The sequence below is a fragment of the Polyangiaceae bacterium genome, from assembly GCA_016715885.1.
Taxonomy (GTDB): Bacteria; Myxococcota_A; Polyangia; order Polyangiales; family Polyangiaceae; genus Polyangium.
In genome coordinates, this window is record JADJXL010000010.1 from 13,079 (window position 1) to 37,246 (window position 24,168).

A 24,168-nucleotide genomic window follows, 5' to 3' on the forward strand; every position below is an offset into this window, starting at 1 on the left:
AGGCGGGTCAAGGCATTCGTTGGCGAGGTGCTGGTCCAGGCCGTCGTCAGCCCTCGATGCTCACCGGCGTCCATTCGAACGTTTTCACGCGGGCTTCGCGGAAAAGGTTCATGACTTTGGGTGTGACGAGGATGTGCGGACTCGAAAATTTGGATCTGCGCGCGTTGCCGTCGAAGCTGTAGTAACCAAACCATTCCCAGGTCAAATTAAAATCCTTCATGCCGATCAGGTCTTCTTCATGATGGCGCTTGCTCGAGCAGAAGGGATGACCGCCGCGCCGACAAACTTTGCAGAGGCCCTGTGCCTCGTCCGCTGTAAGTTCCCCTCGCATCGGGGGCAGTGTGGATTCGATGAGGATTTGGTCTCGGTCGATGGGGTTCCAGTCCCCGATGTCGTCACGCGCGTGCACTTCGGCGAATGAAATGCCGGTGATCCCTGCGCTTTCCAGCATTTTGCGCATGGCTTCATCGACGAGGATGTGGTCATTGCGCGTCATGATGGCGCGATGTTTCCGCAGTCTTGGTAAGTCCTTGCGTTTTACGCGTTCATACCAGACTTGCTTGGCGCCCGTTCCGCAATGCGGACAGGCATGTTTCAGGTCGTATTTCGTGCCGAGCTCCGAATCGATGGATTGCAGGTAATCGCTACCGGCCGACATCTTCAACAGGCGGGCCGTTTGGAGGTCTTCTTCGAGTATTCGACGGATTTCTTCGTCGAGACATCGGCAAGGATCCCATGCGTCGCGAGCAGCTCGCACAATTTCGGGATTCGCTCGTCGCCTTCGTTGAACGTGACGTCGACGAAGAGACCCGGATACATTTCGTTCGTGGTCGTGTCGAAAAGGTGGATGCCCGCGATGGCATGGACTTCCTCTTGCGTACAGCCTATCGAACCTAGGATTTCTTCTGCCTTTTCGTGAGCTTTCCCGACCTCGAACGATATGGTTACCGTGACCGTTGTTTTCATCTGATTGCCCTGGTTGATTGCAGGTTGTGCTGGCGTGGTTTCATTGCTCGATGGCCACCGGCGTCCAGTCGAGTGATTTCACGCCAGCGTCGCGGAATATGTTCATGACTTTGGGCGTGACGAGGACGCTTGGATTCGGGCGCTTTTTCTGAGCGTCGCTTTTCCTTGTCTTCGGCCCAAAACTCGCCGAACCATTCCCAGGTCAGGTTGAAGTCTTTCATACCAACCAGATCCTCTTCACGGTAGGGCTTGTCCGGGGACGACATGCGACCTCCCCGCCGACAAACTTTGCAGAGATACTCCTCATCCTTTGCCGAAAGCTCCCCGCGCATGGGAGGCATCGAGTGTTCGATGAGGATTTGGTCGCGCGCCACCATGCTCCATTTCCCGTTTTCGTGGCGCGCTCGAACATCGCCAAAGCTGATTCCGGTGATGCCTGCGTCGACCAGCTTCTTGCGCATGCCCCCATCGACGAGAACCTCGCGGGTCCACGCCTGAACGGCACGGTGCTTTCGAATCGTCGCGATCTCGTCGTTGTCCACGTAGAGCACCGATGTTTGCTTCGCGCCCGCATGACAATTTGGGCATGCGTTCGTGAGGTCGTATTCGGTACCATAATTGAAGCCGGCGCAAATTTCGACGTCGTTGGCCGGTCTCATCCACAAAAGCCGCGCGTTTTGACGGTCTTCGTCGGAGTATTCGGTGTACTCACCGCCCCATGGTTCGACTCCGTGTTTTTTCAGGTATTCGCGAACTTTCATGACTAACGGGTCTTCGGCATCGAATTTGAGCCAAACAATCACCTGGTGCACGTTCAGAACCGTAAAATCCTCGATATCCGTCACGCGCAGTTTGCACCCTGTGGCTTCAAATAACCCAGTCGCTCCTTCGGGGAGATCATGGGCGCGGATCCTCATGCTGATGACCTGCTTCATCGCTATCCTCCGTCGCTCGTCATTTTTTGAAATATCCCTCGATGGCCTTGAGCCAGTTGGGATAATCTTTGTAGACTTCTTGGTACATCGCCCACACCTCGGCTTTGTGTGGCATTTCCTCTTTGCCCCTTTTCTTGACTGTATCCATGAGCGCGTTTTTTGCCCTCCGTAGGTTGTTCGTGATCACCTCATGCTCCGTCTTCGAGAGGATGACAGCCGGAGCATCAGCGATGGCCTGCTTGTCAAATATCTCCATCCACTTGACTTCGTAGATGTGATGTGCCTGGTACTTGGCTTCCCACCCCGCCGTGAAGATCTGCGCCCGCGAGTACGGCAGGATCGTTCCAGCGTCCCGAAGCGACATCGCCATGGCCATGCCGTACGACTCGACAATCTCCCCTTTCAGGGCCTTGTCCAGTTGGGCTTTTGTAGGTTCTTTTGCCAGCTCTTCCGCGATCTCCTTTGACAAAACCTTCGGGTCCAAGATGACCGCCACCTTCTTTTCGCTGCGCGCCGTGATGAGCCTTTCGATGAACGCCTTGCCCGACTTGAACGGGATCCCGATGATCGCGAACGTACCCGCGGCCGCTTGAAGGAGCAACAAATCCGGCCCGCCAGCGTTTTTCCCGGACGGGATCCCGTAGCGCGAACCGTTCGGATCCTTCAGCGAGCCCGACGTGTCGCCCGAGGCCAACGCGCCGGCGATCGCCAGGTTGCGCGCGAGCACCTCCAAAAAATTCAGCGGCCGCCCGTTGCCATCCGCGCTCGATGTCGACGTGGTTTGACCGTCGCCTTTCTTGGGATTTGCCGCGTTCGTCGACGTTGATGTCGTTTGCCCGTTGTTCGTCGATGCCGTTTGCCCGTTGCCAATCTTGGGAGCCGCTGTCGTTGGCGCCATCGTCGAGGTCGCATGGGCCATCATCTTCAGCGTTTGCGAACGCACGGCCTGGTCGTATGTCATCCGCGGTTTATTCGGACAACTCAGCTTCTTCGGGTCCGTGACGAACCAGTACACGGACTCTGGAGGTGCAGTCGCATCGTAAACGAAAACGGCGTCCGCGTTGGCAGCCGCCTCGGCAAATTCCCTTGCGTTGCCCGTCAGCCGATTTTCTTTGACATCACCGACCATGGCCCATTCGTCGACATCGGCCTTGACCCACGACGGACGTACGCACACGTGCACGCGTGGAGGATCCTTCCTCTTGCCAGGCTTTTTCCCTTGCGCCGGTGCAGCGAAAAAACGCGGATCGCCACGACCAACCGACTCCTCGGCGACCGTGACCTCAGGTGGCTCGATCCCGCGAAAAAATTCCGCAGGATCCGCCAAGAACCGCACCGGTTTCGCGCAGGTCAAACCGTACTCCGGCGGCATTCTCGAGGCGCTCGATCGGGGCGCATCGGGGTCGTATTCAAAGAACACATCCGCACGGTGCGCAAAAAACCTCAATTCAGCGGGATCGTCGCCCGTGACGAGCTGTCCCGTCGCGCTGTTCCACGCCCATAGATTCACGTTATGAGGGACATCGAGCGGTTTGTCGCAGATATGCACGACCTCCGCGCGGGGATTGCTCCATTGGAGGTCCGCCATTGTGAGGCAACCGGCGCTGCATAGCAGCAGCAATGCGCACACGAATTGCAAGAACGGTGGCAAGTAGTGCTTCGGCATACCGCGAGCACAACAGCATGCGTCAAGCGAGTCAAGGCATTCATCGCGCAGTCGTCGAGGCGTTGCCGGCCGGGAAACGTTTCAATGCCCTTTGAGCGGGCGACCCCGTTGCGGGGAATTTCAAGGGGTCTCGGTACGAGGCCTCGATCGCATTGTTTCAATGCCCTTTGAGCGGGCGACCCCGTTGCGGGACCATGAAATTCGCCATCGCCGCCATCGCCGCCATCGCCGCGTTTCAATGCCCTTTGAGCGGGCGACCCCGTTGCGGGAAGGTGGTGGTTCCGCGAAAGCCGGGGCACTATCTCTATTTGTTTCAATGCCCTTTGAGCGGGCGACCCCGTTGCGGGCACAAAATAAACTACCACCCGTACAACGGGTGTTACTGTTTCAATGCCCTTTGAGCGGGCGACCCCGTTGCGGGAAAGTGGTGTGATGAGGAGCCGTTGGCCGCGGATTGTCCTTGTTTCAATGCCCTTTGAGCGGGCGACCCCGTTGCGGGACGATCAATGCGCCGCTCTCGCCCTCGTTCTCGTCAGCGTTTCAATGCCCTTTGAGCGGGCGACCCCGTTGCGGGGCGTCGAACTGCAGTGCGACAGCACTGCATGCGTTTTTGTTTCAATGCCCTTTGAGCGGGCGACCCCGTTGCGGGCTGAATTACCTTCAAGCAGAAGGTGGTAACGTTTTTGTTTCAATGCCCTTTGAGCGGGCGACCCCGTTGCGGGACGCAATCGTTCGACACGATTCCAAGTCCTGCAAAACCTGTTTCAATGCCCTTTGAGCGGGCGACCCCGTTGCGGGGTGCTTCATGCGACCTCATTTCGCTTGGATCACTACACAACTGTTTCAATGCCCTTTGAGCGGGCGACCCCGTTGCGGGCCTTGGGATTTGCCGTCGCGCCCGTCGAGGCCAACGTCGCGTTTCAATGCCCTTTGAGCGGGCGACCCCGTTGCGGGGTTCCCCCTTTCTATTGTATAGTTTTTATTATTATAGCTGTTTCAATGCCCTTTGAGCGGGCGACCCCGTTGCGGGTGACCCCCCTCGGGACCCCTCGCAACTGCCTTGTTTGTAAGCTCCCCAAATCTGGAATCGCTGACCTCACCCCTACAGCGAGCTCAACAACTCCGATCACCACCCCGCAACAGGTGACCTTTCGTGCCTTTCCCCTGCAATCTCGCAAGGTTGACACCAAGCGCTAACCCCCCCGGGTTTTGTGGCCCGGACGCGGTTAGCCTTTCCAGCTTTTCACAGACCAACTCGGACGGCTCCCTACCGCCCACTCCCACTCTCGCCCACAACTTCCTCCCTGTAAAGAAAATTCATCACCCGCCTCCACCCACACGCCAACCGGCACCCCCAAACGCGTCTACCCGGTGTCGATTCGCGCATCAGGCCCCCGGATGCACCGCTCGAACATCTCGAAACCCTGCACCCCACCCCCTGATGCGCCTTCTCGAAACGTCGAACCCGTGCACCCCACCCCCTGATGCGCCTTCCCGAAATGTCGAACCCCTGCACCCCACCCCCGAGTGCACCCTCTCGAAACGTCGAAAGCGCGTACCCCACCCCCCATGCACCGAATCGACGCGGACGCGTTTCCGTTGGCGAGGTGCTGGTCCTGGTGCATTCTTCACGCGCGGACGGCGCACCGCCATCGACGTCGTCAAAGCGATTCTTACTCAATCCATATGGGACGCAATCACGGCGTCGCGCCCATTGCGACGAGCCGCCCCTCGCACCGCTTCCCTTCCGCGGCCAAGACCCCGTGCTTCTTCGCGTTGTCGCGGCATGATCTATACGCCGCCACGGCCTGCTTCCGCTGCGGTTCGGTCGCCTCGATGAGCTTTTTCCTGAACTCCGTCCGAAGCTCCTCATACGAGAGATCCGTGCCCGGCACCGTCCCCGTCCCGTTCCATTCCGAAGGTATTGGCGCCAAGCTTTGGAACTCGTAAACGAACGCCGACCAGATGTCGCCAGCCCGCCCCGCTGCGAGGACAGCCCATGCAGGCGGCGGCGCCGGCTGCAGCTCGAGGATCTCGGCATAAGCTTGGTCCGACGCTTCCACCATGGGCCGCTTCTTTTGATCCATTCCATGACCTCGGTCTGGATATGCTCGAGCACATCGTCTTTATCGCCAGTTCCGCGATAGATGGGATACTGAATGGCGTCGGCCGCCTTCCGTGTTTGCTCGGCCTTGTAAAAAAGCGCTTCGCCTTGGGCGGGCAGCAAGCGCGCCTTCAGCTTCGTCTCGGTATCCCCGCCCAACGCAACGATTGCGTCTATTTTCGCGGCCGCGCTCTTTGCGATTTCCAGGACTTTTGTATATGCAGTCCCGGCGCACGTATCGTCACCCTTGCGGTCGCAGGCCCGGCCAAGAAGCGCATGGCCTATCATGCGCGCCTCGAAATCGCCATTGGGGAGCGCCTTCACGGCAATCGACAAGAATTGAGCTGCACCAGCCCAATCGCCCTTTTGAATGCGCCGCGCTCCTTCTTCGAGCGACGCGTGAACGGGCACCGCGGCAAGATCCCAGTTCTTCTCAATCGATAGCGGAAGGATAGGTGCAGGAGGGGCATTGGCGCGGAAGGCACTGACGCATTTTCTTTTGGCGGATCCGCGGATTCGGGCTCTCCCGGCTCGACGCCCTCCGCGAGCTGAACCGCTCCCATTAGATCGGCCTCGCGCGCAAAGAATGAAGTGCCATCCGGCGCATCGACGCCCCCGCCGATTTGAATCACGCGATAGCCTGGAGGTCCTGGAGCAATGAAAATCTCGGCGCCCGTTGCCGCATTCGCGATCACCGGCGCGGCATCGGTCGCCTCGATACGAAGGGGAATGGGCCGGGTCACCTGATGCGTGACGTCCGGGCCCGAGAGGAGGCCAATGAAACCCCATTCCGGGGGCGGGAAAAATGCGCCCTTCGCGCGGATCCATCCCCTGAAATGAAATTCACCATAACCCTCGACATGGAGCCACCCTGGCTTCTTTTCGACGAGCCACACAGTGCGGTCGAGCGTGGGCCCCTGGATCGCAGCGATTTCACGTCCGCCTGCCGATTCGTGGATCGAAATGCGCTCAGCTCGGAGATCGACGGTATCGCCCATAGGAGTTGGTCCGTTGAAATAAGTCCCTTGCCGGAAGGAGAGATCAGCGCACGAAAACCACGTAACAAGGGACGGCGGCATCGTTCCGTCGAGGAACCTCAATGAGATCCTCGCAGTGTCGCCGAATAGGAAAGAGGCGTGCACGACCCTCCCCGGGTCGAGCCAAACGTGCCCCGGGACGACATCGACACGCTCGTCGATCTGCACGACGTGTTCGTTTTCGTCAATGTACGCCTCCATGTGGATCGGGTAGCCCACAACCACTCTTGCCCGCCCGTCGGGGGTGCTCGGTAGCTCGAGACGATCGATCTGCACCGCCCCACGCTCGTCGAGCTGCGCAATGGCCTGCCCTCCGGCAGCTTGCGCATAAAGCAGCGCCACGGTGCGCAGGCTACCGCTGAAGATGCAGGGTTCTAATTGTGTCGTCGCCATGAGCGCACGCTCGCGCGCCTTGACAGGCCGCCGCGCGCTCGGGATTTCGTCGGAAGCGGTCGGCGCGAGCGTCGTCACCTTCGTCTCCGCTGCGGCCTTTGGAGGTTGCGCTGGCGCCATCGGCGCATCCATCGTTTTGGTCGCGCATCCGCTCAGCGCGAGGAGCGCGGATAACGCGGGCGACAGGGCCACGCGCGCATGGCTGAGCTTCGTCATGGGGCGATGCTAGCCTCGGCCGCGCGAGTCGAAAAGGAAATTTTGAGCATGCACGCCGCTTGTGTCGCATGCGGAAGTAGATGCGACACGTGCCGTGCCAAACGAGCACCTTGAGCACGAGCGTTTTTCGTGACGAGCGCGGCGATGGCGACGACGATCGATTGCATGGCGACGCGAAGCAGGCGCAGCACGCGGTCGAGGCGCGATTTGGCCGTCGACCAGGGCAGGTTCCGTTCGTTGGCGATCTGCTGGATGGTCTTCTCATCGACGTAGTGCGCCTCGAGCAGCGCTTCGTCTTCCGGATCGAGCTGCAAACGCGCCTTTTGCAACAGTTCGAGGGCCAGAAAGTCCTTCATTGGTTCCGACGTGCCGAGTCCTTCAGCACACGTGTCGTCGGAAGGCTCGTCGCACTCGCGTCGGCGCTGCATCGATTCGTGTCGACGGGTTTGTGCTCGTGCCTTTGGGGGAACGCACGTTTGGTTCGGAATTGGCGACGCGCGATGCGCAAGACGCGTTGATGGCGGGCACTTCGCGCATGCTTTTTCGACTCCGAACCCGCTCGGAGCGCCCACCCCCATTGCGCTTGCAGCCCGCGCGCCTGCACGGAAGTCCCTCCCCCAATGGGATCCCGCACTTCAAGCACGACCACCGATGCCCAACCCCGATGGGCTCCCGCAACTTGGTCGTGCACGAACGCTCCAGCCCCAATGGGATCCCGCACGTCAAGCACGACCACCGATGCCCAACCCCGATGGGCTCCCGCAACTTGGTCGTTCGCGAACGCTCCAGTCCCAATGGGATCGCGCCATCCGAGCGTGTACGACGACCTAGAACTGCAATAGGTACGAGCGATTCTGGCGCTGTGCGAGACAACGACGACCGTCTGGTCGCGATCACCTCCACCACGCGCCCACCTGATCGCGATCACCTCGACCCCCCCATCGCATCGCTCGATTCCAGCCAAGTTCCAGCATTTCGACCTTTGGCGCGCAAGCTGCAATGAGCCCACACACCGAGCTTGGCTTGTAGCTTGATCCAAAGCAAAACCCGAAAAGGAGAATCTCATGAGCGCAGGAAACAATGATGGCAAAGGCGGCAGCAGCGGCGGTTCCAGCAGTGGAGGAGCCGCCCAACAAGGAGGTGGCGGAGGCAAAGCGGGCGGGCCGAGCACGACGGGCAATCCATCCGGCGGCGGTCGCGACAACAACCCCCCGAAGAAGTGAACTGTAAACGCGCGCGGTGGGGGTGACTCGGCCCCGCATGGGTAGAGGCCCCCACCGCGGCCGCGTTTGCATGCACGACGAATGGTTACCCCTTCTGCTCACCCTGGACGGCAATCCATCAGAAGGAACCGACCGGAGACCCCACCTATGTCCGACAGTGCGTGTACAATTGGGCGCCCGAAGAAAAACCAATAAGTTTCGGATAACCTGCACGGTTCAGCGATGATCACGCGCAATGCCATCGAGCCACGAAAACGCCTCGCCAAAGACGCGGTCGCCGTCCTCGATGTGGCCGTGGGTGCAGCGGGGCATTTCGAGGTACATCGACGCAATGCCCGCAGCGGTGAGCCGTTTCGAGGCGCCTTTCATGCGGCCAGGGACGTCCTGCGAGCATGACATCGTGACGACGGCGCGGGCGCCCTGCAAGCGATCGAGGCGCGGGTCGCGCGGTGAGCCGATGAGAATGACGCGTGGATAACGCTCGGGGCTTTTTTTGACGAGGTTTTCAATGAGGGTCGCCCCAAGCGAATACCCCACGAGAATGACTTCATGGTTTTGGGGATCCGCGACGCCAGCCGCACGGAGCGCCGCGTAAAAACGCGGCTCTTCATGGTCCGGGTCCGACGTGATGCTGGAAAAGTCGCGCAAGTTTCCGCACGGGCGGTCGCCATCAATGGCAATGGCGCCGCCATGAGCACGCGCGGCTTCGGCGAATCCATAAAGATACGCCCCGCCATTCGAACAAATCCCAGGGAAAAAGACGAGTCGCGGAGGTCGTCCGTCGGCGCTCTTCACGATCGACGCGGGGCGATCGCCCGGGACTTCGAATCGTTCGACAACCGCAGGACCAGGCTCGATGGCAGGTACAGCCGCGACGGGGGCGCTCGCGGACGGAGCGCTCGCGGACGGAGCGCTCGCAGATGGAACCGGGGGAGCGGGTGCCATTGTGGTCGAGGTGATTGGGTGGGGCGAGGTTTCGCGCCGCGAGGGCTCTTTCCGGTTTGCGTCACACCCAGCCACGAGCGCTATCATGACGATCCAACGTATCATCGGCTGGTCATCGTGCGGGGCGATGATTGTGTGACAGGCGCAAGGCAGATTTGGGGACGAATGCTGGGCATCAACGATGGAATGATCGAGGTTACGACGGTTTGACCAGCCCCTTTCGAACGGCGATGAGCGTCAACTCGACGGCGCTCTTGCAGCCCAGCTTCTGGTATATGCGCACCCGATGAGATTCGACGGTCTTCGGACTTATCGTGAGCTGCGCGGCCGTCTTCTCGCGGCCACGGGGTGCATTGAAGAGGCTGTCTCAAAACTCGAGCCGTAGTGTGTCACCGAACGCCCGCGCGGGATTGAAATCCCGCGCTACACATTCAAAAGTCCCTCACTACCGTTCGGGACTGGCCTTGTGGAATTTCGGATCGTCATCGAGAATCCTCAACGACTTCGCATCGATTGCAGGCCTCGCCATGCAGCCATGACGTCAGTCCGAGCGCGGTAGCGCGAGGACTTCTTGTCGTGTAGCGCGGGGTTTCAACCCCGCGCGGGGCTGGGCGAGGCTACGCGTTCCGAGTTTTGAGACAGCCTCTTCAATCCACCCCGGGGCCGAGAGGACTGACTACGCATCTGCATCCTCGGAGCGGGTCAAACCCTGAGCATTCACGACTCACCCCCACCCATCGCTCATGCCCCGTCAATGGCCCTTCGACCAACCCCAGACCTGCTCCAAGCCCCATCGACGTGCCTTCAGGTAACCCCGGACCTGCCCCAAGCCCCATCGACGTGCCTTGCGTGTAGCCCCGGACCTGCTCCAAGCCCCATCGACGTGCCTTCAGGTAACCCCGGGGCTGCCCGAAGCCCCATCGACGTGCCTTCAGGTAACCCCGGGGCTACCCGAAGCCCCCTCTTTGGGTGTGTGCTCTTACCTCGCGCTGTGCTCGCCCCCGCTACTTCGTCACCTCGCAATCGAGATGCTCGCTGACCAGCTCCGTCTTGCCTTCCTTGTCGCGGATGTAAACAACCACCAGCTTGCCGCCAGGTAGCGAAATGAGACGCGCCTCGGATGCGTGCGCGTCGCCCGTGGTGACCGCAAACGTTCGGCCATTCGGCTGGAGATCAATGCCGAGCGGCGTGATGCGCAAATGACCCTTCTCGCGCGGACCCTCGGTGTAGACGAGCCACCGCCTACCCTTGTCGTCATGCGTGAGCTCGGGCGCGGAAAACGACGCCTCGTCCGCGTCATCGCCCATCGGATCGAGCTTGATCGGCGTGTAATCCGAGGGCAGCTCGGGGTTTTCTTTGGAAACGGTGAGCGCCTTGAGGCTACGCTCTTTTCCAACACCAATGCCCGTCGTCAATACGAGATTGTCCTCGTCGGTCGTGGCAATGTCGGGCATCGTCGCGAAACCCCGATATGTCTTGAACTTGCCCTGAAGCTTGCGCTCCTTGTCGAGCAGCCCGACGAGCAGATTGCCACCGAAACGCGACGCAATGAGCCAGCCCTTGCCCCTGATCCGACGCGAAATGGGAATTTCGTAGGCGGCGGGCGCCTTGGGAGGATCCCCCTTGAGCGACGATTCTTGCAGGACGATCTCTTCGTCATTGCGGCCGAAATCGACCAAAAATACCATCTTCCATTCGTTCGTCCCGTCGGGCTTTTCAATGCCGCGGAGGACCGAACCGAGCGCCCAGACTTCCTTGTCGCGACGGGAAACGAAGGTGCGGCAATCACGAAGCTCGACATAACCGCCCTCCTTTTTCCACGAAAAGAGTTTTTTCTTGTCCTCGCCCGTCGGCTTGGGGTCCATGTCGAGCCACGAGACGCCATTGAACTCCAAAAATTCCTCGTCGGCATCCGCGGGACCGCACCAAATGCGACGGCGCTTGTCCTTTTTGAATTCGTCGCGGTAATCGATGAATGCCCGCGCTTCGCTGCCGCTGATATCAGACGGCGACACACGCATCAAAAAACGCGTGCCTTCCTTCGGGTCCGGGCGCTTGGCCTTTTCGCCCTGCTTGACCTTCATCAACTTGGCGCTGCCGTCCTTGGCGACGACCAAAACGCGAGGATCGTTGCCGAACGCGAAACCGACGGCAATCTTGCCATCGAACCCCTTCGTCGTCAGGCCGGTCAGCTTGTTGGCCCCCGTGCCCCATACCTTTTCGCCGCTGCGCTGACATACGGGCGGGCCCTCGGGCACGGCGGCCGACGCCGTGCTCGCAGCCATGACGCTTGCGGTCGGCGTTGGCGCCACAGCGGACGGCGCGGGGGCGGCGGCTGCGGTGGCCGACTCCGCCGTGGGTGGTTGGCCCGAATTGTCCTTGGAACAGGCGGCGAGCGGACATGCGGCGAGCGCTAGGATGGACAGCGGCAAGAGGTTCGAATGCGCAGAAGGTCTCATGAGGCGCGGATGGTATGGCGGTCCGTTGCAGAAGTCATCACGAAGTTGCAGGAAGTTGCGACGTGAGAATGACCACGGATCTCCTCCACCAACCTGGTCGAGAGGCGCAAGCTATGCATGCATACGCACGATGCATTGGCGATTGGCGCCTGGGAGTGCTACTGCGTCGCATCGACGAGCATGAGCAGGATTCCAATGAACGACGACATCTTTGTGCGGCCCGAGGATGCTCGCGACATTGCTGCCATTCGCGAGGTGAACGAGCGCGCATTCGAACGCGCTGACGAAGCGAGGCTGGTCGACGCGCTTCGAAAGGCCAATGCGATGACCGCGTCGCTCGTTGCGGAGGTCGACGGGCGCATTGTCGGGCACGTTCTCTTTTCGCCGGTCCACATCGACCGAGGCGGCGAGCGCGATATGGCGGTGGGACTCGGGCCCATGGCGGTCGTTCCGGAAGCGCAACGGCGCGGAATCGGCACGGCGCTCGTGCACGCGGGCATCGAGCGAATGCGCGAAGCTGGGCACGGGGCGATCGTGGTGCTTGGTCACCCGAGCTATTATCCGCGGCTTGGTTTTGCACCTGCGAGGCATTTCGGGTTGCGCTGGGAAGTGCCGGGGCACGATGACGCATTCTTCGCGATGGAGCTGCGCGCGGGGTTTTTGGGCGCGCGCGTGGGGGTCGTGCGTTACCGGGCGGAATTCATGCAGGTGTGAATGCAGCACGAATCAGGCGGTGGATGAAGCATCAGGCTGGCTCGTGCGCTTGCGAAGGCAGGGAAGCGTAGCGTGTTGTGCACGAGTGAGCGAATGAGTGGCAGATGGGCGAATGAGCGACGCGAAATCGCTCAACGAATCGCCGAATCCCCTCCCATCGGGAAAAACATCCTTCGCGCCAACTCTTGTCGTTCCCGCGCCGTCGCGCGATCCCCGGCGATGGCCCGATCGAGCTCCGTGAGGTGCACCGGTTGCAGCACGATCGATGCACGATCCCATCCGCTCAAGGGCTCACTGATCTCGATCCGCGCCGGCCGCGCTTCATCCACCATCGTCGGATACAGAATCGTCGCAACTGCGCCGCGCGGCTGACTCAACGCGTACATTGCCAACTGGTACAACATTTCTCGCGGCAGACTCCGCGCCCACAAATCGCGATACTTGGCATCGAAAAGAAGCCGCTTTCCTTCCGCCGTTTTGATCGCAAAATCTGGCCTTGGTCTTGGCGCACGACGGTTCCTCGGATTCTGCCCGGGCGCATAACGGAGCAGGTCCTTCAACGATTCCTCCTCGACAACTTGGGCATCCTCGAGGTTTTCACGAAGAAATCGCCCGAGAAGTCGCTGAAAAAAACGATTCATGTCCAGCAAAAATCCCGGCAACCGAATGGGTTGCTCCGAGTCGTCGAGCGCTGGCGATTCGCCATCAAGGAGCAGTAAAATGATCGTCAGCGCCGGAGCATAGGCCGCAGCCATTCGATCCAAATTCCGCACCGCTTGGGCAACAAGATGCCGATGCAATGGCCGCGGTCTAATCGAAACAGCGAGAACATCGGCGAGCTTGCGCAAAGCGATTTTCAACGGGGAACTCTGTGCACAACCAGCGGCCAAAAGAAGCCCTCCAACCAGCACTTGGTTCAGCAAACAATCGGAGAGGCGCATATGGTGTCTGCACGGAAGGCTCCCGCGAACGATTCCGCCTTCGCGAGCAATGCGATTCATATCGATGCGGCCCCGAGGGCTCGACAGCGGTTCTTCGACGGCGACGTATCGTCGATCGAGCCCCCGAGCGAGCAATTCTTCGGCCTCGGCGAGCAGTTGCGCCGGAAGCAGGTCCTCGAACAGGCTCCCTCCCGCTGAAAAAGGCGCAGTCGGCATCAGCGAGAGGTCGCGGAGACCATACGCGTACCGAAAAAGCCGCACGAATGACTCCTGACCAAGCTTGGGCGTAATCGCGGCGCTGAATGCATCAAACCGGATTTTGCCGACAAACGAATTTGTCGTTATCTCGATGCCCTTGCGTAGCTCGCGGACCTCGAGCATGCCCGTGCTCGAGAGCGTTTCGATGAGCGCTCGGTCTGCTGCGCTCGAAATGTCGATCCCAGCAAGCGGATCATCGGGAGCGACGCCAATTACGCGCTGCTCCCATTCCTCGAGGTGCACGTTGACCAAAGCATTCACGATTCCGCGCCGTCCGCTGATTCGTCGTCCCCCTCGTCGTCGGCTTCTGGCTCCTCGACCGCAGTCGTTGCCGCAAGGGTGGTTTCCAGTTCAGGAGACGGTGCAAGCAATGCCTTGATGAGGTCGTCCTCGCGGCCCGGCCGAAACAATGAATCGTCGATCCGACGCTTGTCGCGCTGCACGAGGCTCGAACCGAGAATCTTTTCCAATGCGTCGTAGTCTTCGTAGCAATACTCTTCGAGCAGCGGAACCAAATCATCGCGGACGGCTTGGACCAACCGACGCAAATCCGAAATGGCACTGTCTCTGTACATTAGATAGGTATGCCCGATTTGCAAATTGCGCGCATCTCGCTTGACGTGTTGCATGATGCGGCCATTTAATGCGATCAGCCATTGCCCGAGCGGCAAGCCTTTGACGACCGCATTGCCAAGCACGCTGGTATCCGGCATGAGCTCGATGAATCCAAATCGACGGCGGAGCGCTGCATCGAGCAGCGCGATTGAGCGATCGGCGGTGTTCATCGTGCCGATGACGAAAATATTTTTCGGGACGGAGAAGGGTTTGCCAGAAAGCGGCAGCGTGACTTCCATGCCGCGTTTGGTATCTTCGAGCAGCGTGAGCAATTCACCGAAGATGCGTGGAATGTCACCTCGATTGATTTCGTCGATGATCAGATAATGGTTTTTGTTGGTCGCTCGTGCGTCATCGCAGAGCTTCTTGAAAACGCCGTCGCGCCGTTCGAATCCAAGGGCGCCTTGGCGTTCGACTGGACGAAACCCTTCAAGAAAATCCTCGTAGCCGTACGCAGGATGAAACGTGCACGTCACAATGGCGGCGTCGAGCGACTTTACTTGCACATCGGACAAATCGTGATACTTCTTGCCATACCACGACCGCGCCGCAAGTTCGCGCGCGGTTCGCGCCGCCCAGTAGGTTTTTCCCGTGCCGGGTGGTCCATAGAGAATCACTTGTCCTTTGCGCAGTAGAGCTTCCTCGATGCGTGCAGAAATTCCGTCAAGAGGGGGCGGTGGCGTCATGGTTCGCTCACCGCTGCTCTCATCTTCACGAATGGTTGGGGGCTTGGTTTTACCATGCAATCGTCGCTCTACTTCGGAAAGCAAACTTGGTTTTTGGAGCGAATGAACGGTCGTCTGCAACCCTTCGGGATCGGGCATTTTCCACTGTTCGAGAGACAACCAATCCACCGGGCGGAGATGCGGAAAACCAAGTCCTGGCGAATACTGATAGTCCCCTTTGACTCTTCCGATTCCGAGAACAGTGGCTCCATCTGCAGCTAGCACGATATCGCCGACCTCCATCGACTTCGCGAACTTGAAGATCTGCGTCGTGAATTTACCCACAATGCGAGGGTCGTTGGGGTAATGCTTATTCAGCAGCGCTTTGATTTGGTTTTTGCCCGCCTGGCTGTGCTCGATTACGGCCAGGTCCGTGAGCTTCGGCCAGCCAATTGCCACATAATTTCCATCGCGCATTGGGAGCCATTGATCTCGTGGCGTCTTCTCTGAAGTGCCCACCCGGTAATACTGATGCGGTGAGCCATGTCTTTCGTTCAACAGCCGTGTCAGGTGATTTATTGGAATACCCAATTCACGAGCGATGACGATGAATGGTTTGGCCATCGCATACCGGCCAAAGGAAACGAAACGTATTTGACCGAGCTTAATCAAATGAAATCGTTGGTAAATCCTCGAATGATAATCGTCGAGCAGGTCTGGAAAAAGCAAGCTCAAGTATTTATGCCCCCACGCAACGTCTGCCACATCGGGCGCTACTTTGAGAATGTCCTTTTGAAGCACATCGTAATTGTATCCGTCGCGCAATCTGAACTGCTCCAACACCTCGGCGGCTGCAATGAGCTGGTCGCGATTTCGGCGCGCCATTGCAATGGCGTCGTCTTGCGACAATTCTTCCTGCTCGGCCGCGCTGCCGGTCATCCACTTGCCGGTCTCCTTGCGCCGATACAGGCCAAACTTCAGGGCACTCCCTCCCGCGATGCTCCCAAATACCGCCGGCATCTCGTCGTCATTCTTGAATTCGAGCCAATAGACGAGGCTGTCCTTGTTGCTTGTCAGGTGGAGTCCCTCGAGGAGCTCGATGCCGTCCAATCGCCGCAGGGCGGCAGGGCCGAACTTCGCCGCGAACGTTTCGTAGCAGCGTCGGAGCGCGGGCTCGGGAGGAAGCGAACCATCTTGAAGGCGGCGCGCGTGCTCGCGTTTCAATTCACTGGCGATGGTCGGGTCGAGAAGCATGCCGGGAGGCTAACATGAAGCCGGCGTCGGAGGGAAGCGGTTTTGCAGGCTGTGCTCGTCATGCGTTGAGGCGAAAAGAGGGCCGTCACGAACGACAACGAGCTCACCGCTCCGAAAACTCGTCGCCGAATGCCTTTCGTAGCGTCACCGGCGTGCGTGTTCGTCGCGCTTCATCGAGCCATCCGGAAAGCTCCTCCAAGCGCTGGTACAATTGCTGATGCTGTTCGTCCGACATCTGCAGCATGACGTCGTCGTGCGGGGCGTACCGAAATGGGAGCTTCAATCGATGCACATGTCGCTGCGTTCGTGCATCCCATCGCCGATGAAAGTTGGCTCGAATGGACTCCACGAGCGACCGCAAGGCTTCGAGATCGTCATAGTCGACGTTCGGGTACCAGCCGCTTTTTGCTGGGCGAAACCATTGCGATGCCGCCACTGTCAATGCGAGTCCCGACGGTGCCCACACGCCTTCCGGGGGGAATTGCACGTCCTTCCAGCGCTTCAAATATCGTATCACTCTCCGGAATTGCTCGCCGTCCGTTCCTGCGAATTGACGATCGAGCGCATCGACGAACGACCGCCGGTCATCGGGCTCCCACTTTTGATCCTGCGGCGCCGCATTGGCTTTGCCTCGAGCCAAACGGAAGCCATTGCCATACCGATCCTTGGCCATGATGGCCAAGTCGACATGGTACTTGGGCTCGTTTCCCAATTGATGGAACACGGTGATGCAGGGCTCGCGCCAGCGCACTTCAGACTGCAACTTCCCGGTGGATTTCAGGCTCTTCAATGCATCGACGACCCAGCCTTTGACCACCACGGGCGGATGATCCTCCCAGCAGACGTTGAATTCGATACCGATGTCGATATCGTAATCGCCATTAATTGGCTGCACCCCCGTGCCCATGACATAACTGCCCTGCCAAAATGGTTGGAAGGTGTGTTTGACGCCAAGGTTATTTCGTACGTGGTCGAGGATGATTTGTCCGCGGCGCGTGAGCTCCTTGTTTTCTTGATATCGGTGCAGTTTGATCGTGTCGTCGAATTTGCGGAACAGGCTTTGAATGTCCATACTCGTCTCCTCTTTCGTGGTTTGCTCAGGATCGAACCGTTTGCTCGAAAGCTGCGCGCAAGACGTCGAGAATCGCGTTTCCGTCGCGATTTCGCACGCCGCGTAACAATGTGGCGATTGGAAAGTCAACTCTCGTGCCGTGCCGATGAAGCCGACCGTCGTGATAGATCGCAAGCTCGGGGACGTAATCGCGCCCGGCATCGAGGTCGAAAAAGCTCCGCTCTGCGTTCGTCATGACGGGTGGCCCGGCCAATTCCAGAATGGGTTTGTCCGCAAGGATGGCGAGAGTCCGCTCGAGTGTCATGGATTCTCCGCCGTTGGCTGCTTGCTCCAAACGAAGGTATTGCCAATACCAGATCAGGTATCGATTGAGCCTCCGAATTTGAATTCGGTGCAAATCCGACCCATCGTCGTCGAATGCCCACATGGTTTCGGTCGCCAAACGAACCAATTGCCGGAAAAATTGTTCGGGCTTGTCGACCGAGGATGTCGATATGATCTCGGTCAACGCGTACTCGTAAAGCATCGCCCAAACATCGGCGTGGTAATCGATTTCCTCCAGCACCTTTGGAAAGCGCCCAATCTCTTGGCTCGACGTTCGCGTGAGTGTTTGACGGCCTCGATGAACCGCTTCGTGCAGCACGAGCTGCCGGAGGGCTCGACGGCGTTCGTCGTCCGCGGGGATTCGCTTCGCGAGCCGAGCGAGCCAGTGATCGTCGATTTGCCAAGCATTTTCAGGATTCAAACGAAAACTGTCGTCGATGCACCGCATAGAGACGTCGACCGTCGTTTTGGGTAGGGGCGTCTTGTGCATCGGCGGCAAATGCAACCACGTTGCACCGAACGCCGTGTGTCCCTCAGGCAGCGATAGAGCATCGGCGACCCAATTTTTCGGTACAGTGCGCTGAGCACGCAGCGCAAAGCTCGTCATTCGCTTCACGTCCTCGCGCAAATGTTCCCTGTCACGGTGCGCGCGAGCGACATCTTCATCCGTGAGCTGGGGCGGAGGAGGTCGATTCGGCCCATTGACCAAAATGGCGGGCATATGATAGGGCCCCTCTTCTGCATGCCGCCCATATCGGTATGTTTGCACGGGTGGATGCATGGAACTGCTGATTTGCGCGCCGAGCAGCAGCGCCATACCGGGCTGCACGGATGCGAACAAGTGCACGCATCGAACTCCCGGAAAGTCGTCGCCAAGGATATCCAGCGCTTTGCGGAAGGCATGAGCAACCTCGTGCATCTCGGCCAAACACGTGAACGCATCCTCTTCCGGATGTTCGAGGCTAATATCGATCTCCACGAGCGGCTCGGGAACGGCACGCAATGTCACCTGTCGATCCACGGCATGCGAGGTCGATACGCGAATGATTGCGTCGCCATTCGTTCGGTCGCGATACTTGGGCCACTTCACCTCGGCAAGGCGCGCCGAAACCTTACCATCGGTCGCCCATCCCCACGTACGCCGCGCATGATGATGCGGTACAATCTCGATTTGTTGCCACGTGGCGAGCAAGAAACCGAGCTGAATGGTGAGTGGAATCGACGCCGACCCGAAATAGACGATACGATAATCAGGGTATCGTTCTCGCACCGGATCGAGACGTTCGCGAACGCTTTGCACGAGCGCGCATTGTGCAGCCCCAACGTCGTAAGGAGAAGGCGCGCGACGCGTCAGAGCCGTAACGTCGATTTCGACATGCTCCCTGGGCAAACCCGAATACTCGGCGGGCAAGGCCCCCAACATGTCGTCGTGGCTCAGACGAAGGTGCTCGGGCTGGGAAAGCAGAATGATGCCGCGGGGGAGATTCTTGCTCAGGGTATTCATCGTGACCTCGGCGTTTCGTGAAGGGAACGGCAAATGGAAAGATGCCGCTCGCAGCGGAAACCGTCTCGGCGACGTCATTTTTCTTAGATCGCGCCGACCATCGCCGCAAAGACGACTTGGAGCATCGAACGTGCCCGGCCGAACGCAGCGAAAAACGCAATCATTTCGCGCAACGGTGGGTGATCGCGATCAGTCGCGAACGACGAATGGGTGATCGCGGTCGGCACCGAGTCGCAACATCGATCAGCGGGCATCATCCATTGACGAGCCCGCCAGCTTCCCGTACGCTATCCGTACCATCCATCGAGAGGAGTACGTGCACATGGAGCGCAGAACGGCTTTGCTTGGACTCATCGCACTCTTGGGAGCAGGCGCGGAAGGCTGCGTCGTGCATGATCGTTCCGTTGTGCGGCAGCGACGGCGCGTTCGACGGCGGACCCGGCGACGCACACGGCGACGAGTTCGCAGGCGCGCTGCGGTCCGCTCGATCCACGGACGCAACGTGCTCGTCGTGCCCGTCGACATGAGCGCCGGCTGGGAGCTCGCGGTGGCGTCGCGTGTGGTCGTGGTGCACGAAGTTCGACCGACGTCGATCATCGTGTCGGATGCGTCGGGCGGCGGTCAGGAAGAAATCGAAATCGTCCGCGAAGATACGGCTGAAAACTTGGTCGAGGAACAAGGGACCGCAATCGCTGAAAATGATACGACGACGCCTTATCGCGAAGTCGAAGAAGAAGTCGACGAGGTCGACGACGAAGCCAGCGCGTAACGCGTGGCTCTTCGATTCCGCGATCCGTCGTTGCAAGCGGCCAGTTCCGAACGTTTTGGCGCCGCACCCAAGCCCCGGCAACATTCCCCGGCGAGTCCGATGATCCCGCTTGTCGCAAGGGACGAATTCATGCGATAAGACGTGCCACCGTGGTGCAAGCATGCCGCCGGATCGAATCGAACGGGCGCGTCGAGGAGCGTCGGTAACTCCATGACGACCTCAGGGACTCAGCCGGGCCACGTGGTTCGAGGCCGCTTCCGCATTGAACATCGCGTTGCGGCCGGCGGAATGGGGCAGATCTTTCAAGCAACGGATCTGACGTCCGGCGAGCCGGTCGCCCTGAAAATGATGCTCGATGGCCAATCGGAGCAAACCCTTCGGTTCGCGCGTGAGGCTTCTGTGCTCTCCGAGCTTCGACACCCCGGAATCGTCCGGTACATCGCCGATGGGACGACCGACGCGGGCAAACCATTTCTGGTCATGGAATGGCTCGACGGCGAAGACCTCGCCTGCCGCCTCGAACGCGGGCCGCTCGAAATGCACGATGCATTGACGCTGACCTTCCAAGCCGCGAATGCACTCGCGGTGGCGCATGAACGCGGGATCATCCACCGGGATCTCAAACCGAGCAATTTGTTTTTGGTGAATGGGCGCATCGACCAAGTGAAGTTGCTCGACTTTGGAATCGCTCGCATTGCCAACGCTTCGGCGCTGACCCACGCCGGCATGATGCTCGGCACACCCGCCTACATGGCTCCAGAGCAGGCGCGAAACGAGCAAATCATCGATACGACCGTCGATGTATTCGCACTCGGCTGCGTGCTGATGGAGTGTTTGACGGGAATGCCCGTTTTCATGGGCGAACATGTCATGGCGGTGCTGGCAAAAGTGCTTCTTCAGGAACCACCGCGCCTTCGCGATATCCGGCCGGACCTTCCGCGAGAGCTCGACACGCTAATTGCCCACATGATGGCAAAAGAACCGAGCGCACGGCTACGGAATGGTGCAGCGGTCGCCGCTGTGCTCGCGACGGTGGATACGTGGGCGACGTTGGAGGACGACGGGGCGGTGTCTTTGCCTGCGAGCCTCACGGGCGAGGAGCAACGGGTGCTGTCCTTGGTACTCATCGGCAAAGATGCAGCGTTCAATCGAGGTGCCGCGACGGTGGGCCGCTCGACGGTGATGGTCGCCCAGGATGACCTTCGCCGAACGGCCGAGGCGCTCGGAGCCGCGTTGACGCCGTTGCTCGACGGCTCGGCGCTCGTGACGTTTTCAGGCGGGGACATGGGCAGGGGCGATACGGACTTGGCCGCGCAAGCCGCGCGATGTGCGCTCGCGCTGAGGCCCATCGCGCCGGATCGACCGATTGCGCTTGCGACGGGTCGAGCCGTGGTGCGGGGCAAGGTGCCCGTGGGCGCCGTCATCGACCGCGCAGCGAGCATGCTCGCCGAATGCAATGCGCAACGGCACGCAGTGCAGCCCGTGGTCATCGACGAGACGTCGGCCCATCTCCTCGAAGGTCGGTTCGATGTCCGCAGCGTCGGTGGCCAATTTCATTTATGCGGCGTGCGCGACGGCGGAATGCGCACGTTGCTCGGAAAACCCACGTCTTTCGTCGGGCGCGACGTGGAGGTTCGCATCGTGCAAGAGCATTGGCGCTGCTGCTTGGAGGACTCGACGCCGTCGGCCATTTTGATTGTCGGCGGCGCCGGTTTGGGCAAGTCCCGCTTGCTTCACGAGTTTTTGCGCATCGCTCGGCAGATGACGCCGCAATTGGATATCTGGACGGGTCGAGGCGACGCATTGGCTGCAGGTTCGGCGCTGGGGCTTCTCGGCAATGCCCTCCGAAATGCGTGCGGTCTTCAGGAGGGTGGACCGCTCGAGGAGCGACACGAAAAAAATCAAGGAGCGTGTCGCGCGACACGTGGGGGGCCATGACGCTGCACGGGTTGCCGAATTCCTGGGCGAGCTGGTTGGTGCGCCATTTCCTGCCGAGTTTGGTTCGCCGCTCCAGGCCGCGCGCCAGGATGCGCGCCTGATGGGCGAACAGCTTTTGCGCGCCTTCGAGGATTTCCTCGATGCGGAGAGCGCGGCCCACCCGGTGCTCCTCGTGCTCGAAGATCTGCACTGGGGCGATCTGCCCACGGTTCGCTTCGTGGATTCGGCGCTGCGCAACCTCCAAAACCGTCCACTTCTCGTGCTCGCGCTGGCACGTCCCGAGGTGGAGGAGCGCTTCCCGAAGCTTTGGAACGAGCGCGCGATGCAGAAGGTTCGTCTCCGGCCGCTTTCGCCCAAGGCGAGCGAACGGCTCGTGGCGCAGGTGCTGGGCGAGACTGTGAGCGTCGAGCTGAAGAAGCGGATCGTGGCCCTGGCCGATGGGAATGCGTTTTACCTGGAAGAGCTGGTTCGTGCTGCTGCCGACGCGCAAACGGGTGTGGCGGAGCTGCCCGAAACGGTGCTCGCGATGGTCCACGCGAGGCTCGAAGCGCTACCTGTGGAGGCGCGACGGTATTTGCGCGCGGCGAGCGTATTCGGCGACGTCTTTTTTCGTGGCGGCCTGATGGCGCTTCTCGGCAGAGCTGCCGATTCGCCGGCATTCGACGCGGTGCTCGACGATCTCGTGACGCGCGAGCTGATACAAAGGCAAAGCCGGTGCCGTTTTGCTGGAGATGTCGAGTTCATGTTTCGGCATGCGCTCATTCGAGAAGGTGCGTACGCGATGCTTACGGAATCCAATCGCAAGCTTGGCCATCGACTTGCCGGCAATTGGCTCGAAGAGCACGGTGAACCGGACGCCGTGCTACTCGCGCAACATTTCGAGCGAGGGGAAGATGGGTCGAGGGCGGCCAGCGCTTATCGTCGCGCCGCGGTGCTCGCGCTCGAGGCCGACGATCTGGATGCGGCCATCGAGCGGGCCGAGCGTGGAATTGGCTGCGGTGCAACGAACGAGGAGCTCGGGGCGCTTCGCCTGGTCCAAGCGGAGGCGCACAATTGGCGCGGTGAGCTTTCGCTTTCGGAGCAGCGTGCGACGGAGGCCATTGAGCGATTGACGCCGGGGACGACGGCGTGGTTCCGCGCCTTCCAGCAGGCCGCCGATGCCGCGGGCAAGCTTGGTGCACTCGACCGAGTCGAGGGCCTGGCGAGTCCGGTGATTGGGGCGCGACCCGCCCCCGATGCGATGAGCGCAAGAACCACGTGTCTCAGCATATGCGCAAACCATTTGAGCTTCGGCGGGCGGTATGCCGCGGCCGATACGGTGATTGCGGCGCTGGGCGATACCGCCGAGCTGCCCACGCAGAGCCCCCAAGCCGTTGGCATGCATCATCAGATGCTTGGGATTCGTGCCTTGACATTGGGCGATCCTTGTGGATTCCGCGACGCTCACGAGATGGCGCTGCCATTTTTCGAGCAAGCGGGCGATCGCCGCAATGCTTGCTTGATGCGCCAGAACCTTGGCTTCGCCTTCGCGGAGCTGGGCGACTACGAGGGTGCCGAGCTGGTCTTGCGGGCAGCGCTGACGGTTGCCGAGCGGATGGGGCTGCACGAAGTCATGGCCTATACCCTTCAGAACCTTGGTCGTGTTCTCGCATGCCGGGGCGTTTTCGAGGAGGGGCGAAGCATTCAAAAACAGGCCATCCAGGCGTTCCAAAAGCAGGAACAACCCCGCGGCATGGGCCTTTCGCAGGCGTATCTTGCCGAGCTCGAGCTCTTGGCAGGCAATCTCGAGGCGGCAGAACGGGAAGCACGCGCCGCCATCGAGTCGCTCACCGAGGTACCACCTTTGCGAGCGGGTGCGCTGGCGGTGCTGTCGCGCGCCCTCTTGGCTCGCGGGCAAGCGTGCGAGGCGCTCGCGGTGGCGCGCGAGGCATTCGCATTGCTGGAATCGCTCGGCACCATTGAAGAGGGTGAGACGATGGTGCGCTTGGTCCATGCGGAGGCGCTTTCGGCGAATGGGCTCGATGAGGAATTCGAGACGGCCATAGCTTCGGCCCGCGAACACCTGCTCGCGAAGGCCGAGCGGATTGGCGATCCTGCAGGGCGAGCGCGATTTCTCGCGGGTATTGCCGACAATGCACGGACGTTGGAATTGGCTGCGCAGGTTCGGTGA

General features: G+C 60.2%; 16 protein-coding genes, 2 pseudogenes and 1 CRISPR repeat array. Of the genes and pseudogenes, 4 read left to right on the forward strand and 14 right to left on the reverse strand.

Annotation, left to right across the window (positions count from 1 at the left end; all coding sequences use genetic code 11):
* Positions 1–46: 46 nt before the first annotated feature.
* The 7 genes from IPM54_12375 to IPM54_12405 form a co-directional block, all read right to left on the reverse strand.
* Positions 47–658, reverse strand: a complete 612-nt coding sequence (locus tag IPM54_12375; protein ID MBK9260605.1) for a hypothetical protein — start codon at positions 656–658, stop codon at positions 47–49.
* 2 nt (positions 659–660) lie between these two features.
* Positions 661–966: a hypothetical protein gene (locus IPM54_12380; GenBank protein ID MBK9260606.1), complete on the reverse strand. Its 306-nt coding sequence runs from the start codon at positions 964–966 to the stop codon at positions 661–663.
* Complete coding sequence (locus IPM54_12385; GenBank protein MBK9260607.1) at positions 963–1,901, reverse strand: hypothetical protein; 939 nt, start codon at positions 1,899–1,901, stop codon at positions 963–965. Before IPM54_12385 ends, IPM54_12380 begins: the two co-directional genes overlap by 4 nt.
* 19 nt (positions 1,902–1,920) lie before the next feature.
* Entirely contained in the window at positions 1,921–3,567 is a 1,647-nt protein-coding gene (locus IPM54_12390; protein ID MBK9260608.1) for a hypothetical protein, read from the reverse strand.
* 78 nt (positions 3,568–3,645) lie between these two features.
* Positions 3,646–4,597: a CRISPR direct-repeat array (repeat unit 37 nt; unit sequence GTTTCAATGCCCTTTGAGCGGGCGACCCCGTTGCGGG).
* Between the two features lie 667 nt (positions 4,598–5,264).
* Complete coding sequence (locus IPM54_12395) at positions 5,265–5,654, reverse strand: hypothetical protein (GenBank protein MBK9260609.1); 390 nt, start codon at positions 5,652–5,654, stop codon at positions 5,265–5,267.
* A 337-nt stretch (positions 5,655–5,991) separates the two neighbouring features.
* A complete protein-coding gene (locus IPM54_12400) occupies positions 5,992–7,317 on the reverse strand; it encodes a hypothetical protein (GenBank protein MBK9260610.1) in 1,326 nt (441 codons plus the stop codon).
* Positions 7,314–7,745 carry a sigma-70 family RNA polymerase sigma factor gene (locus tag IPM54_12405; GenBank protein MBK9260611.1) on the reverse strand — a complete coding sequence of 144 codons (432 nt, stop codon included), beginning with the start codon at positions 7,743–7,745 and terminating at the stop codon, positions 7,314–7,316. Before IPM54_12405 ends, IPM54_12400 begins: the two co-directional genes overlap by 4 nt.
* Before the next feature lie 636 nt (positions 7,746–8,381).
* On the opposite strand from IPM54_12405, the gene IPM54_12410 reads away from it, so the two are divergent.
* The gene (locus IPM54_12410) at positions 8,382–8,540 is read left to right on the forward strand and encodes a hypothetical protein (protein ID MBK9260612.1); all 159 of its coding nucleotides are present in this window, start codon (positions 8,382–8,384) and stop codon (positions 8,538–8,540) included.
* A 216-nt stretch (positions 8,541–8,756) separates the two neighbouring features.
* On the opposite strand, the gene IPM54_12415 is transcribed toward IPM54_12410, so the two are convergent.
* From IPM54_12415 to IPM54_12425, 3 genes and pseudogenes are all read right to left on the reverse strand, one after another.
* Positions 8,757–9,485, reverse strand: a complete 729-nt coding sequence (locus IPM54_12415; GenBank protein ID MBK9260613.1) for an alpha/beta hydrolase — start codon at positions 9,483–9,485, stop codon at positions 8,757–8,759.
* A gap of 196 nt (positions 9,486–9,681) precedes the next feature.
* Positions 9,682–9,819: pseudogene (locus IPM54_12420) on the reverse strand (response regulator transcription factor).
* A gap of 670 nt (positions 9,820–10,489) precedes the next feature.
* A complete protein-coding gene (locus IPM54_12425) occupies positions 10,490–11,944 on the reverse strand; it encodes a hypothetical protein (GenBank protein ID MBK9260614.1) in 1,455 nt (484 codons plus the stop codon).
* 195 nt (positions 11,945–12,139) lie between these two features.
* On the opposite strand from IPM54_12425, the gene IPM54_12430 reads away from it, so the two are divergent.
* Positions 12,140–12,658, forward strand: a complete 519-nt coding sequence (locus IPM54_12430; protein ID MBK9260615.1) for an N-acetyltransferase — start codon at positions 12,140–12,142, stop codon at positions 12,656–12,658.
* Between the two features lie 131 nt (positions 12,659–12,789).
* Here IPM54_12430 and IPM54_12435 read toward each other — a convergent pair whose 3' ends face one another.
* The 4 genes from IPM54_12435 to IPM54_12450 all read right to left on the reverse strand — a co-directional run bounded on the left by IPM54_12435 (position 12,790) and on the right by IPM54_12450 (position 19,291).
* On the reverse strand, positions 12,790–14,118 hold the full coding sequence (locus IPM54_12435; GenBank protein ID MBK9260616.1) for a restriction endonuclease: 1,329 nt from the start codon (positions 14,116–14,118) through the stop codon (positions 12,790–12,792).
* A complete protein-coding gene (locus IPM54_12440) occupies positions 14,115–16,391 on the reverse strand; it encodes an AAA family ATPase (GenBank protein MBK9260617.1) in 2,277 nt (758 codons plus the stop codon). Before IPM54_12440 ends, IPM54_12435 begins: the two co-directional genes overlap by 4 nt.
* A 103-nt stretch (positions 16,392–16,494) precedes the next feature.
* Positions 16,495–17,463 carry a nucleotidyltransferase gene (locus tag IPM54_12445; protein MBK9260618.1) on the reverse strand — a complete coding sequence of 323 codons (969 nt, stop codon included), beginning with the start codon at positions 17,461–17,463 and terminating at the stop codon, positions 16,495–16,497.
* Between the two features lie 25 nt (positions 17,464–17,488).
* Positions 17,489–19,291 carry an SAVED domain-containing protein gene (locus tag IPM54_12450; GenBank protein MBK9260619.1) on the reverse strand — a complete coding sequence of 601 codons (1,803 nt, stop codon included), beginning with the start codon at positions 19,289–19,291 and terminating at the stop codon, positions 17,489–17,491.
* 511 nt (positions 19,292–19,802) lie between these two features.
* On the opposite strand from IPM54_12450, the gene IPM54_12455 reads away from it, so the two are divergent.
* On the forward strand, positions 19,803–20,060 hold the full coding sequence (locus IPM54_12455) for a hypothetical protein (protein ID MBK9260620.1): 258 nt from the start codon (positions 19,803–19,805) through the stop codon (positions 20,058–20,060).
* Positions 20,061–20,270: 210 nt separating this feature from the next.
* Positions 20,271–24,168, forward strand: a pseudogene (locus IPM54_12460) (protein kinase).